Source organism: Prauserella marina (assembly GCF_002240355.1).
GTDB classification, from domain to species: domain Bacteria; phylum Actinomycetota; class Actinomycetes; order Mycobacteriales; family Pseudonocardiaceae; genus Prauserella_A; species Prauserella_A marina.
This window is the reverse complement of sequence record NZ_CP016353.1, coordinates 4218478-4231949: the sequence shown is the minus strand read 5'-3', so window position 1 is coordinate 4231949 and position 13472 is coordinate 4218478. Positions and strand designations below refer to the sequence as shown.

Below are 13472 nucleotides of genomic sequence, written 5' to 3'. Positions count from 1 at the left end.
CGGCCGGGCAACTACTACGATCTGTCAAGGCAGTGGGACATCGGGATGCCGGAGCACGCGTCGCGTACTCGCATCGCCTTCCCGCCTACCCCGAACTAACGCAGGGAGCGAGATGTCGTTGGTGAACGCTGCGCACCACCGCAGTGACAACACCAGCGCCGTGCACCCCACCGGCGAAAAACCAGCCGGTGGGCGGCGAGGTGTCCGGGCTGTCGTCGGCGCTTACGCCGCGCTCGCCAAGCCGAGGGTCATCGAGCTCTTGCTCGTTACCACCATTCCGGCGATGTTCCTCGCCGGAAGGGAGATCCCCTCGCCGTGGCTGGTGCTGGTGACGCTGCTCGGCGGCACGATGGCCGCTGGCAGCGCCAACGCGCTCAACTGCGTGATCGACGCGGACATCGACAAGGTCATGAACCGCACCAAGCGCAGGCCGCTGGTGCGCGACTCGGTGCCAAGGCGCAACGCGCTGATCTTCGGCCTCGCGCTCGGTCTCGCGTCGTTCGGCGTGCTGTACCTGACGGTGAACCTGCTGGCCGCGCTGCTGGCCATCGCCACGATCTTGTTCTACATCTTCATCTACACGCTGCTGCTTAAGCGCAGGACACCGCAGAACGTGGTGTGGGGCGGCGCGGCCGGCTGTATGCCCGTCATCATCGGCTGGGCCGCCGTCGAGGGCACCGTGCAGTGGCCTGCCTTCGTCATGTTCGGCGTCATCTTCTTCTGGACCCCGCCGCACACCTGGGCGCTGGCCATGAAGTACCGCGAGGACTACGAACGCGCCGGTGTCCCCATGCTGCCCGTCGTGGCGACGCCACAGCACGTGGCCAAGCAGATCGTCATCTACTCGTGGGTGATGGTGGGCTGGACGCTGCTGCTCGCCCCCGCGACGAGCTGGCTGTACACGACGTTCGCGGCGCTGGCCGGCGCGTGGTTCCTGTTCTTCGCCCACCGGCTTTTCGCCGCCGTGCGCCGGGGTGAGGAAACCAAGCCGATGTCGTTGTTCCACCGCTCGAACACGTATCTGATGATCGTGTTCTGCGCGCTGGCCGTCGACTCCGCCATCGGACTGCCGGTACTCGGCCTTCCGTTCTGAGTTTCTTCCCACCGCTTTCCCTCTTTCGCGCGTGACCGCCCGCCTGGACCCGCGGGGCGGGAATTCCCGGCCGACCGCGTTCGTTATATCTCGGCCATCCGATCCTTCTGCCGAAAGTGGGTTGCTCTTGTCCGTGTCCCCGTCAGACCGGGAACCCGACAGTGCCACCGGTGACACCAGCGCCGAGAATGCCCGGATCGCGGGAAAAACCGCGCAGATCGCCGCCGAACAGAGCTACGTCACCATGCTCTACGGCAGGCTCGACGCGGAGCGAGAACGGACGAAACGTCTGCTTGACACGGTGCTGCGCTCCAGCGGAGGCCCGCCACAGGCGCAGGCGGAACGCGACACCGCGACCACGACGCACAGCGACCGTCTCGCACAACTGAATTCGGTCGAGCAGGGGTTGTGCTTCGGCCGCCTCGACTTCGGCGTCGCGGCTGAAGCGGGCGAGGACGGCCCGGTCTACATCGGAAGGCTCGGCCTCTTCGACGAGGAGGACGACTACCGGCCGCTGCTGGTCGACTGGAGGGCCCCGGTCGCGCGGCCGTTCTACCTCGCGACGGCGGCCTCGCCCGACGGCGTCCGCAGGCGCAGGCACATTCGCACGCTGACCCGGCGGGTCGTCGACGTCGACGACGAAGTGCTCGATCTCGGCTCGGCCGAGCACACCGATCACCTCGGGCTCGCGGGGGAGGCGGCACTACTCGCGGCGCTGGAGCGCAGGCGGACCGGTGAGATGTCCGACATCGTCGCGACCATCCAGGGCGAGCAGGACCGCATTATCCGCGCCGACATGAACGGCGTGCTCGTCGTCCAGGGCGGGCCGGGAACCGGCAAGACCGCCGTCGCGCTGCACCGCGCCGCCTACCTGCTCTACACCTACCGCCGCCAGCTCACCAGCCGTGGCGTGCTCGTCGTCGGGCCGAACAGCACCTTCCTCAGGTACATCGGCCAGGTGCTTCCCTCGCTCGGCGAGACAGGGGTGCTGCTCTCGACGATCGGCGAGCTGTACCCGGGCATCGCGGCGACCGGCATCGACTCGCCTTCCGCGGCCGAGGCCAAGGGCGCGCTCGCGATGGTCGACGTGCTCGCGACGGCCGTGCGCGACCGTCAGCTCGTCCCCGACGATGTGCTGGACATCGACGTCGAGGGTGAGGTGCTCACCCTCGACCGCGCGACAGCGGAGAAAGCGAGAGCCAAGGCGAGGAAAACGCTGCGCCCGCACAACGTCGCGCGCAGGGTGTTCGCCGACGCCGTACTGGACCACCTCACCGAGCAGTCCATCCAGCGGCTCGAATCGAGCGTGCTCGACGACGTGCCCGACATCCCGCTCGCCGATGACGAGAGCGAGGACACAGAGCTGCTCGACGCGCGCGACCACACGGCGATCCGCCAGGAACTGGCGGAGGACAAGAACATCAGGGCGGCGATCGACTCGCTGTGGCCGAAGCTGACGCCCCAGGAACTGCTCAGTGACCTGCTGACGAGCAGCGCGGCATTGGAGTCGGCGGCGGGCGAGCACCTGTCTCCCGGCGCCCGCGCGGCGCTGCTGCGCAGGCCGGGCTCGCTGTGGACGGCCGCCGACATCCCGCTGCTCGACGAACTGGCCGAGCTGCTCGGCCAGGATGACACGGAGGCGCGCGAGCGCAGGGAACGCAGAGAGCGCGAGGAACGCGCCTACGCCGAAGGCGTGCTGCACGTGCTCGAACAGGACGACGAGATCATCGACGAGGAGATGTTGCGCGTCAGGGACGTGCTGGACGCCGAACTGCTCGCGGAGCGGCAGGAAGCCAGCAGCGACCTCACGGCGGCACAGCGCGCGGCGAGGGACCGCACCTGGACCTTCGGGCACGTCATCGTCGACGAGGCGCAGGAACTGTCCGCTATGGACTGGCGCCTGCTGATGCGCCGTTGCCCGAGCCGGTCGATGACGCTCGTCGGCGACGTGTCGCAGACCGGTTCCCCAGCGGGTACCTCGTCCTGGTCCGGCGTGCTCGCCCCCTACGTCGCCGACCGGTGGCGGCTGAGGGAGCTGACGGTCAACTATCGGACGCCAGCCGAGATCATGGACCTCGCGGCCGGTGTGCTCACCGAGATCGATCCCGGACTGAAGGCGCCTGCCTCGGTACGCGAGACCGGCGTCCCGCCGTGGCACCTTTCCGTGGCCCGCCGCGACATCGCGGGACAGATCAAGTCCATTGTGGAGGGAGAAATCGCCGAGGTCGCGGGAGGAACGGTCGCCGTTCTCGTGCCCTCGGAGCTGGAGGGACCGTTGTCGGCCGAACTGGCCGACGCCGACAGCGGTGATCCGGAGAATCCGAGAGTGTCCGTTCTCACGGTCGACAGGGCGAAGGGCCTGGAGTTCGACGGTGTCGTCGTCGTCGCTCCCGGCGAGGTCGTCGCGGAGTCGGCACGGGGCCTCAACGACCTCTACGTCGCGTTGACCCGGGCCACCAAGCGGCTCGGAATCGTCCACACGGGAGCACCGATCCCCGCCCTCTCAGGTGCGCAAAGTGGCGGTGAAGCGCCCAGCTAGGGTGTCCACATGCGCAATGCTGGCAAGATCATGATCGTCGCGGCTTTCGCCACGGCACTCACGGCGTGCTCGCCATCGAACGAGGAACCGACGGACCTGTCACCCGGCGAACAGCCGGTGCACACACCGGCTCCGGCTTCGGTATCCGAATCGGCGGCACCGTCGAACGGACAGGGTGAGCAGGCAGGCCAGTGCACTGCCGAGAACATCACCGTCGACCTCTCCGGCCAGGACCCGAGGGTGACGATCCCGAGGGACTGTGCCGCGCCGTCGAGCGTCCTGACCGAGGACCTTGAGGAGGGCACCGGCGCCTCGGCAACCACCGGCAACACGGTGGAGATCGACTACCAGGTCGTCGGCTGGTCCGACGGTCAGGTGGCGGAGAGCACCTTCGCGCAGGGCCAGCCGCTTTCCGTTCAGCTCGGCCAGCCGCAGGAGATCGAGGGACTGACCGAGGGGCTCACCGACATCCAGGACGGTGGCGTCCGGCTGATCGTGCTGCCGCCCGACCTCGGTTACAGCGCCCAGAGCGGCAACGCGCTCGCCGACGACACCGTCGTGATCGTCGCCGAAGCGGTCAGCGTCACCACGTCCTGACCCCGCGTGCGGGGCCGTCGGTGTTCATTCCACCGACGGCCCTCGCCGGGCGGGCCCGGGTTCAGGACGCCGGGGGAAGCAGCAGCAGTTTGCCGCTGGTTCGCCTGCCCTCCAGGTCCTCGTGCGCCCGCGCGGCCTCGGCCAGCGGGTAACGATGCCCGACGCGGATGTGCAGCAAACCCGACGTGATCGCGCTGAACAGTTCGTCGGTGCGCCACGTCAGCTCGGCCCTCGTGCGCGTGTAGTCGGCCGTCTTGGGGCGCGTGAGGTACAGCGAACCGCCCGCGTTGAGCTGCTGCGGGTCGACGGGCGGCACCGCGCCGCTGGCCGCGCCGAAGAGGGCGAGCAGCCCTCGGGGGCGCAGGCTCGCCAAGCTTGCCTCGTAGGTGGACTTGCCGACGCCGTCGAAGACGACGGCGACACCCTCGCCTCCGGTCAGTTCGCGGGCCGCCGACGCGAAATCCCGTTCGGTGTAGCGGATGATCTCGTCGGCGCCCGCCTTCCTCGCCAGTTCTTCCTTCTCCGCCGTCGACACCGTTCCGATCACGCGCGCGCCGCGGGCCTTCGCGAGCTGGACGAGCAACAGCCCCACGCCGCCCGCCGCGGCGTGGACGAGCACCGTGTCGTCCTCGGAGACCGGGTACGTGGACGACACCAGGTAGTGCGCGGTCACTCCTTGCAGCAGGGTCGCGGCGGCGACCTCGTCGGAGACGGAGCCGGGAACCTTGACGGCCAGCTCGGCGGGCACCAGCGCTTGCTGTGCGTAGCCGCCGAAGCAGCCCTGCCACGCGACCCGGTCGCCTACCGCGAGGTCGGTGACGTCCGCCCCGACCGCCGCGACCGTGCCCGCACCCTCCTGACCGAGCACGAACGGCAGCTCCACGGGGTAGACCCCGGCCCTGTGATAGGTGTCGATGTAGTTGACGCCGGCCGCGGCGACGTCGACAAGTACCTGGTCCGGCGCCGGTGGCCCGAGCTCGATGTCGGCGACCTCCAGCACCTCGGGGCCTCCGGTGCGCCGCACCTGAATCGCCGTTGGCATGCGTCCTCCTCGTTCGTTTCCGTTCACCGTGGATCGACTCGCTGACCAGCATTCAACCCCTGCCCCTTCAGCCACGGCCACACCGCTGGTCGGCGTGGGCCCCTCGGCCCGGTGTAGTCTGCGAGGACCGCCGGATACGCATTACTGACGCACTGATTCCCGATGGCAAGCCGGAATCTCCTCCCGGCGCGGAGCGCTGGTAACTGACGTGTTGATGCCTGTCTTCCTCGGCTTCGCCGCGGCCTTCCTCTTCGCCGCGTCCGCCGCGCTGCAACGGCGGGCGGTCATCGAGGTCGCCGAGGCCGACACCGAGCGAAGAGCGGTCCGGCATCGCGTTCCCGTCGCCTGGCTGATCAGAAAGCTGCTCAGGAAACGGGTGTGGCTCATCGGCTGGCTGACGAATTTGCTGGGGTTCTTCGCCCAGGCCGCAGCCCTGCACTTCGGTTCGATCGCGCTCGTCCAGCCGCTGCTGGTCACCCAGTTGCTGTTCGCGCTGCCCATGGCGTCGGCCGCGATCCGGCGCTGGCCTTCACCGCGGGACTGGCTCGCGGCGCTGGCCATCAGCGGTGGCGTCGCGCTGTTCCTGACCGTGGAGGGCGCCGCGCCGCTCGACGGGACACCCGATCGTGGAAGGCTGCTGCTGGCCGTACTGATCGCGGCGGCGACCGTGGTCACCCTCGTGCAGCTCGCGCAGGGGAGGGGGCCGCTGCTCTACGGTGCGTTCATCGCGACCGGCGCGGGTATTTGTTATGCGATCAGCGCGGCGATGATGAAACTGACCGCGGACAGCCTGCTCAACGAGGGAGTCCTTGCCACGGCACTGGACTGGCCGGGCTACGTGCTCGCGCTGTCGACGCTGTGTGGTCTGTTGCTCGGGCAGCAGGCGTACGGCTCCGGCTCCCTCTCCGCGGCGATCGCCGTTATGTCCATCGTCAATCCGGCCGCGAGCTATGCACTCGGCATGCTCGCATTCGGTGCGGTATTGTCCACCCAACCGGGTCCACTCGCAGCCAGCGCGGGTGCCGCGTTGCTGCTGGTACTCGGTGTGTTCGGACTTGCTCACTCACCGACGGTCCGGCAAGAAAGCAGCCGGACGGCGACACACGGGATTTACCCCGGTGGAAGTAACGTCCCCGGCGCCACATCGCGAAGTGGGCATTCTGAGTATTCCTCGGATAGCTGCCCACAAGAATGACGATCACGATTACCCGGAGGCCCGACCCGTGCATCATCGGTCATCAGCGAAAGATCGGGATCTGGTAGTCGAAATTCCGCATATGCGGGCAACGGTCGTCCGTGCCGCGATCATAGCGCTGGAAACCGCGATCATCCCGACCATTTTGTTGATGTTGTTGCTGCGTTATGTCGGGCTGGCCGCCGGATTGTCCGCTGTGCTCGGCTGGTGTGCCTTCGTCATCGGAACCCGCAGGATTCTCGGCAAGGAGCTGCCCGGAACCCTGTTGCTGTGCACGGGAATGCTGGCCGGAAAGGCCGCGTTCGCGCTGGTGACCTCAAGCGCGGTGGTCTACATTCTGCAACCCGTCGTCGGTTCGATCTTGATGTGTGTTCTTTTTGTCGGGAGCGCGGCGATGGGAAAACCGATCACCGCGAGACTGGCGCGTGATTTCGTGCATCTTCCCGCTGAATTGTTCACCCACAAGGCAGTGCGCAAGATATTTGTCAACGTCGCGCTGTTGTGGGGCGGTTCCCGGTTGATCGACGCCGCCATGACAGTCGGTTTTCTGCACTGGAGCGTCGAGGCCGGCCTGTTTTCCAGAGGGGTGCTCAGCGGGCTGCTGACCGCGTTGACGGTGGCCGTGTGCGCGAGCCACGGATGGCGGCGGTTGCGCAGCGTTCCCGGCATCACGCTGCGCCTCGGTCAGAAGCCGGTACCCGTCGCGGCCTGACCGGCGCGCACCTGGCCACAACACCGCGCGCCGCTTCACCGCGCAGGAGCCAGGTAACCCGTGGTATACGGGATTGTGCTCACGCCAGCGTCCGCGAGTGACACTCCGCTGACGGTCGGCGCCACCACCGGACGGCAGCGGCCGCGGTGGTGGCTTGAGATCCTGTTCGGCCTCGCCCTCTTCGGCGTCTACCTGCTCGGCAAGACGTTCCCGATCGCGGACAACACCCGCAGGGCGATGGCCAATGGCGAGGGCCTTCTCGCCGTGGAACGTGCGCTGGGGCTCGACTTCGAACTGTCTGCCAACCTGTGGCTCGCCGAGCAGGGCTGGCTGCGCGTGGCGGCGAACTACGAGTACGCCTTCACCTACATCGCGACGACACTGGTGTTGCTCGTCTGGGTGTTGTGGCGGCGCCCGGGGGAGTACCGGTGGGTTCGCAACTCGTTCGTGGTCATGAATCTCGTAGCCGTCGCGTGTTTCTGGGTCTTTCCGGTCGCGCCGCCGAGGATGCTGCCCGGCGCGGGTTTCGTCGACACCGTGCGGCTCGGCGGGACGTGGGGTTCGTGGGGCTCGCCCATGGTCGACGGTGCCAACCAGTTCGCCGCGATGCCGTCGTTGCACATCGGCTGGGCGCTGTGGGTGTCGGTGGTGCTCGCGAGGCTGTCCGGCGGCAGGCTCGTCCAGCTCGCGAGCGCTTTCCACGTGGCGGTGACGTTCGCGGTGATCATCGTGACCGGCAATCACTACTGGCTCGACGCGCTCGGCGCCGTCGTCGTGGTGTGGTTCGCGGTCGCGAGCGCTGGAAGACCACGGCGCGAACGGCTCAGCGCGGCGGAACTCGCGGCGCTGCGCGTCGACACCCCCGGCTCGCCGCAACACAACGGGCAGCTCGTCCTGCTTGGTGGGGAAGGAAAACCACCGGCACCGGGGGACCTCGTGGCGAGGATCGCGGGCGTGCTGCCCACGCTGCCGAGGCTCGCGTGCCGCGTCGCGACGGGCCCGTTCGCCCGGGCGCGCTGGGCCTCGCACGCGAATCCGGACTGGCGCTGGCATGTACCCGGATTCGACCTCGCGGGGCATGGGGAACGCGACGGCGGTATCGCCGCGCTGCACCGGCTGGTCGCCGAACTGACGGCCGAGCCGCTGCCGAGGGACCGCCCGCTGTGGCGGGTCGCCGTCGTCACCGGACTGGACACCGGCATCACCGCGCTCGTGGTACTCACGCATCCCGCGCTCGCCGGTCCCCGTGAGGTCGCCACGCTGGTGGCCGCGCTCTCCGGAGGTCACGCACCCCGAGAGGCCGTTGCCGACCGGCTGACGGCGCCGAAAGGGGTGTTCACGGGCATCGCCCAGCTCGCCGCGGACCGGCCGGACGCGCGCGGTGCGCGTGCCCGCCCGCCCCGGTTCAGCGCGGTCGGCATGAGCGCGGCGACGGTGAGGGACCTTGCACGGGCGCACGGAACCGAGGTCGCCACGGTGCTGGCGTGCGCGGTGGCCGCCGCGATCCGCAGGACCGCGCCCGCGCCGCTGCCTGACGCGGTTCGGGTATCCGTGCCACGACAACGGGCACCCGGTGCCGTACTGATCGAGGTGCCGCTCGGCGACCTGCCGGAAGCAGGGCGGCTGGCGAGAGCGGCCACGGCCGAGGCCGTGCTGTTCCGGCGCGCCGTCGCGGCAGCGTGGCTGGTGCGCCTGACCTGGCTGATACCCGGCAGGTGGCAGGGCCTTGCCCTGCTGCGCTACGGGGGATGGCCTTCGCGGCACGCTGGCCCTTACGGCTTCGCCACGGTCACCGATCTCACCGGTCTCACCGACCCTGCCGGAACGTGGTACGCCGGGCTCGCGGTGAAGGCGGTCTTTCCGGTCGTGCCGCGCGCGCCGGGGGCGGCCGTGGCGATCGGTCTCACCTCAGGCGGTCTCTCGGTGACGGCGGACCCTGGTGCCGTCGACGACGTGGAGCGCTTCCTCAAGGAGCTCCGCGCCGTGCTCGACGAGCTGCGCCTAGACTGACGCCGTGGCCGACACCGAGAACACCCAGGACGCCAAGGACAGCACAGACACCGCGCCGTCGCGGGCACAACTGGCCGCGGCCCGAGCGTTCGTCGCCGAACACGGCAAGCCCTCACGCGCGGTCGTCGAGCGCATCGGAAGGGCCGGAGCCAGGGTCGTGCTCGTCGGTGCCGACGGCGCGCTCGGCGATGTCGTCGTGCCCAGCGAGGAAACCGGTGCCGCGCTCGTCGAGGCCGTCGACGACCTCGAAGCGGCCACCTGGGACGCGGACACCGTCAACTCCACGTCCATCGGCGCCGCGCACCGGCGCAAGATGGCTGGCCCGCTCGCCAAGCGCTGAGATCCGGAGAGTTTTCCGGGCGGCCCCGACCGGCGGGACCGCCCTTCGCGAACCTCAGGCCGCTGCCGCTCGCTTCGCCGCGATCCGCTCCGGCTTCGGCCAGCGCACGTTGTGTGCCCAGCCGACCTTCTCGAAGAACCAGATGAGCCTCGCCGAGATGTCTACCTGCCCGCGCAGCACACCGTGCCTGGCGCAGGTCGGGTCGGCGTGGTGCGAGTTGTGCCAGGACTCACCCATCGACAGGATCGCGAGCGGCCAGAAGTTGGCCGCCTTGTCCCTGCTGGCGAACGGCCGGTCGCCCACCATGTGGCAGATCGAGTTGACCGACCAGGTGACGTGGTGCGAGAAGGCGATGCGGACGAGCCCGGCCCAGAAGAACGCGGTGACCGCGCCCCACAGCGACCAGGTCAGCAGGCCGCCGAGCAGCGCGGGCAGCGCCAGGCTCAACGTGATCCACAGCCAGAAATACCTGTTGACGATGCGCAGGTCGTTGTCGGAGACCAGATCGGGAGCGAACCGCTCGTAGTTGGTGACCTCACGGCGGAACATCCAGCCCATGTGCGCGTGCCAGAAGCCACGCGCGAGCGCCATGGGCGAGGTGCCGAACAGCCACGGCGAGTGCGGATCGCCCTCGCGGTCGGCGAAGGCGTGGTGACGACGGTGACTGGCCACCCAGAAAATCACCGAACCCTGCACGGCGAAGCCGCCCGCGATGGCGAGCGCGATCCGCAGTGGCCTTCCGGTCTTGAAGGCGCCGTGGGTGAAGTAACGGTGGTAGCCGACGGTGACGCCCAGGGTTCCCGCCGTGTAGAAGAACGCGGCGAGCCCGATGTCGACCCAGCTCAGTCCCCAGCCCCAGGCGAAGGGAACGGCCGCCACCAAGGCAACGAACGGAATCAGCAAGAACGCCTTGAGCACGATCATCTGACCGGTGGAGCGCTCATGGCCGATCATCGGCTTCGGCGGGGCTTTGGTTCCTGACACGCTAGCGGTGCTGCTCATGGTTCGGTGCGACCTCGCATCGGGTGGGGAGCGGATGGATCGGTACTCGGACAAACTTCCGGACCCGCTCAGCGTAGCGGCGCGAGCAGGCATTCACCCCGTCCGCGGATGAGGACGGTCGTGCCGTTGTCCGGGGTTCGCGGCTATTCGGCGGCGACGACCTCGGGTTTGTTCTCGCGACGGGTGTGACTGATGACGGGGCCTCTTTCCCGGGCCGCGCACCAGAGCGAAGCGGTGGCGATGATGACGAGCGCCGAGCCGAGCACGTGGAAGGACACCAGCGACTCCGGCACTCCCAGAGCCGTCTGCACGCTGCCCAGCGCGCCCTGGGCCAGCGCCACGGCCCACACGACCGTGTAACGCCGCCACAGCGCCGCGCTGGCGCCGAGGCGTATCCAGCGCAGCCCGAGTACGGCGAGCACGATCAGGTAGACCGCGAGCAGCGCGCCGTGGACGAAGGTCAGGGTTTCGATGGGGGCGTCGAGCCGGGGCGTATCGGGGTCCCCGCCGTGCGGTCCCGCTCCGGTGACGGTGGTACCGGCCGCCAGCAGCGCGCCCATGGCGACGACCAGCATCGTCAGCAGGTTCCGGTCGGCCTGGCCGACCTTCCAGCGCGGCGGCTCGTCGCCCTCGTTGAACGCGTGCAGCAGCAGCACGGCGAGCCACACCAGGACGGCGGAGGCGAGGAAGTGGACGGCGACCGTCCACCACAGCAGCCCGGTGAGCACCGTGACGCCGCCGATCAGTGCCTGCGCGAGAACACCGCCCGGCATCGTCCACGCGAGCTTCACGAGCCGCTTGCGGTTCGGGTACTCGATCTGGATGCGCCACGCGGCGAGCACGCACAGTGCCGCGACGATGCCGACGACTCCGGTCAGTAGCCGGTTGCCGAACTCGATCCACTGGGTGAGCGTCTCGTATTCGGGGTGCTCGACGGGGAACATGCTGCCGGAAAAGCACTGCGGCCAGGTAGGGCAGCCAAGGCCGGAGCCGGTCACGCGCACGATCGAGCCGGTGACGCCGATCCCGCCCTGTGCCACGATCGCGGCGATGGCGAATGCACGCTGCATCGTCCGCGAGGGGTAGGGCAGGCGCGCTACGAGCGAAGACAACCACTCCACGACAGTGAATAGTAGATGGCGGGCGTGGCGGCATCCGTGCTGGGTTGGCGTGCGGGCTCCGCTCGCGGCCGCTACGTGAGCTTCGTCGTCCTCGTGGCGATCGCGCCCGCGACGGCGGCCCACGCGATGAGCGTGACCACCGGTCCCCACAGCAGGGTGCCCTCGGTGAGCGCGGCTCGCAGCCCCTCGGCGAGCGCGCCCGAGGGCAGCAGCACGACGATGTCGCCGAGTACGCCCGGCAGGGTGGCCGGTGCCATGAGAATGCCGCCCGCGAGCAGCAGCACGAACCAGACGATGTTGGCCAGCGCCAGTACCGCCTCCGCGCGCAGTGATCCGCCGAGCAGTACGCCGAGTGCGCCGAAGGCCAGCGTCCCCGCCAGCAGGAACACGATGGCGAAGGCGATACCGGCTCCCGACGGCGTCCAGCCGAGCAGGGCGGCGACGGTGCCGAGCACGAGCACCTGGAGCGCGACGATGACGAGCGCGGCGACCAGTCGCCCTGCGACGAGCAGCCAGCGGGGGAGTGCCGTCGCGGAGAGCCGTTTGAGCACGCCGTACCTGCGATCGAAACCGAGCGCGATGGCCTGTCCGGTGAACGCCGACGACATGACGGCGAGCGCGAATATGCGCGGGGTCACCCAGTCCACTTTGGACATGTCGCCGATGTCGCCCGTGGGCAGGATGTCCAGCAGGCTGAGACCGACGAGCAGCACGAGGGGAATGAGCAGCGTCAGCAGGATCTGCTCGCCGTGCCTGAGGGTGAGTCTCGTCTCGATCCTGGCGTGGGTCAGCAGCATCGTGCCGAGCTTCCCCGGCCCGGGATCGGGCGTGAAGATGCCGGGCGCGAACCTGCTTTCCGTCGCCGTCACGCCCGCAGCTCCTTGCCGGTGAGTTCCAGGAAGACCTCTTCGAGGTCGCGTCTTCCGACGTGCAGTTCCTCGGCCAGCACGCCCTGCTGCGCGCACCACGCGGTGACCGTGGAGACCACCTGCGGGTCGACGACGCCGCACACGCGGTAGGCGCCGGGGGTGGATTCCCGCACCAGGTATCCCTCCGGCAGCGCGGAGGCGAGCAGATCCGTGTTCAGTCCGGCCCTCGCGCGGAACCGGAGCTGGGCGTCCTCCGCGTGCTCCGCGGTGAGCGCGCTCGGCGCTCCCTGGGCGACGAGCCTGCCGCCGTCGACGATGACGACGTCGTCGGCAAGCGATTCGGCTTCCTCCATGAGATGTGTGGTGAGCAGCACGCTGACTCCGTCAGAGCGCAGGGCACCGAGCAGTTCCCACACGAGCCGCCGCGCCTGCGGGTCCATCCCGGCCGTCGGTTCGTCGAGGAACACCAGTTCCGGCCTGCCGACGAGCGCGCAGGCCAGTGAGAGTCGTTGTTGCTGCCCGCCGGAGAGCCGTTTGAACGGGGTGCGCCTCGCCGACTGGAGCCCCAGTACGTCCAGCAGCCAGGCGGGGTCGAGCGGGTTGGCCGAACACGAGGCGACCAGCCGCAGCATCTCCTCGGCCCGCACACCGGGGTAGGCGCCGCCGCCCTGTGGCATCACGCCGATCCTCGGCCGCAGCGAGGCACTGTCACTGACCGGGTCGAGACCGAGGACCCTGACCGTGCCGGTGTCGGGCCGGAGGAAGCCTTCGCAGATCTCGACCGTGGTGGTCTTTCCCGCGCCGTTGGGGCCGAGCAGGGCAAGCAGGCTGCCTCGGGCCATCTTGAGGTCGAGGCCATCGACGGCGGTCGTTGATCCGAAGCGCTTCACCAGCCCGGTGATCTCGACGGCTGCTGCACTCACGACAACCAAGAGTACGGCGTGAAGCCGGG

General features: G+C 69.0%; 12 protein-coding genes. 7 read left to right on the top strand and 5 right to left on the bottom strand.

The annotated features are described in order from the left end of the window. Positions 1 to 112 precede the first annotated feature (112 nt). The 3 genes from BAY61_RS19830 to BAY61_RS19820 all read left to right on the top strand — a co-directional run bounded on the left by BAY61_RS19830 (position 113) and on the right by BAY61_RS19820 (position 4229). Complete coding sequence (locus tag BAY61_RS19830; protein WP_091808147.1) at positions 113 to 1093, top strand: heme o synthase; 981 nt, start codon at positions 113 to 115, stop codon at positions 1091 to 1093. Between the two features lie 127 nt (positions 1094 to 1220). Beyond that, complete coding sequence (locus tag BAY61_RS19825) at positions 1221 to 3632, top strand: ATP-binding domain-containing protein (RefSeq protein WP_420848846.1); 2412 nt, start codon at positions 1221 to 1223, stop codon at positions 3630 to 3632. Between the two features lie 9 nt (positions 3633 to 3641). Then, positions 3642 to 4229: an FKBP-type peptidyl-prolyl cis-trans isomerase gene (locus BAY61_RS19820; protein ID WP_091808148.1), complete on the top strand. Its 588-nt coding sequence runs from the start codon at positions 3642 to 3644 to the stop codon at positions 4227 to 4229. A gap of 61 nt (positions 4230 to 4290) precedes the next feature. On the opposite strand, the gene BAY61_RS19815 is transcribed toward BAY61_RS19820, so the two are convergent. Further along, a complete protein-coding gene (locus BAY61_RS19815; protein ID WP_091808150.1) occupies positions 4291 to 5271 on the bottom strand; it encodes a quinone oxidoreductase family protein in 981 nt (326 codons plus the stop codon). 208 nt (positions 5272 to 5479) lie between these two features. Between BAY61_RS19815 and BAY61_RS19810 the strand changes: the two genes are divergently transcribed. The 4 genes from BAY61_RS19810 (at position 5480) to BAY61_RS19795 (ending at position 9528) form a co-directional block, all read left to right on the top strand. Continuing rightward, positions 5480 to 6466 (top strand): DMT family transporter, encoded by a 987-nt coding sequence (locus tag BAY61_RS19810; protein WP_170140154.1) that lies wholly within the window; start codon positions 5480 to 5482, stop codon positions 6464 to 6466. Between the two features lie 82 nt (positions 6467 to 6548). Further along, positions 6549 to 7178 (top strand): DUF3159 domain-containing protein, encoded by a 630-nt coding sequence (locus tag BAY61_RS19805; protein WP_091808151.1) that lies wholly within the window; start codon positions 6549 to 6551, stop codon positions 7176 to 7178. Positions 7179 to 7253: 75 nt separating this feature from the next. Continuing rightward, positions 7254 to 9188 carry a phosphatase PAP2 family protein gene (locus BAY61_RS33620; protein WP_146225279.1) on the top strand — a complete coding sequence of 645 codons (1935 nt, stop codon included), beginning with the start codon at positions 7254 to 7256 and terminating at the stop codon, positions 9186 to 9188. Positions 9189 to 9192: 4 nt separating this feature from the next. Next, positions 9193 to 9528 carry a hypothetical protein gene (locus tag BAY61_RS19795; protein ID WP_091808153.1) on the top strand — a complete coding sequence of 112 codons (336 nt, stop codon included), beginning with the start codon at positions 9193 to 9195 and terminating at the stop codon, positions 9526 to 9528. A gap of 54 nt (positions 9529 to 9582) precedes the next feature. Here BAY61_RS19795 and BAY61_RS19790 read toward each other — a convergent pair whose 3' ends face one another. From BAY61_RS19790 to BAY61_RS19775, 4 genes are all read right to left on the bottom strand, one after another. After that, complete coding sequence (locus BAY61_RS19790) at positions 9583 to 10530, bottom strand: acyl-CoA desaturase (RefSeq protein ID WP_091808155.1); 948 nt, start codon at positions 10528 to 10530, stop codon at positions 9583 to 9585. A 143-nt stretch (positions 10531 to 10673) separates the two neighbouring features. Further along, positions 10674 to 11600, bottom strand: coding sequence for a COX15/CtaA family protein (locus BAY61_RS19785; protein ID WP_091808502.1), 927 nt, complete (start codon positions 11598 to 11600; stop codon positions 10674 to 10676). A 122-nt stretch (positions 11601 to 11722) separates the two neighbouring features. Continuing rightward, a complete protein-coding gene (locus BAY61_RS19780; protein ID WP_091808504.1) occupies positions 11723 to 12448 on the bottom strand; it encodes an ABC transporter permease in 726 nt (241 codons plus the stop codon). Positions 12449 to 12516: 68 nt separating this feature from the next. Next, positions 12517 to 13443, bottom strand: coding sequence for an ABC transporter ATP-binding protein (locus BAY61_RS19775; protein ID WP_091808157.1), 927 nt, complete (start codon positions 13441 to 13443; stop codon positions 12517 to 12519). Positions 13444 to 13472: the final 29 nt, after the last annotated feature.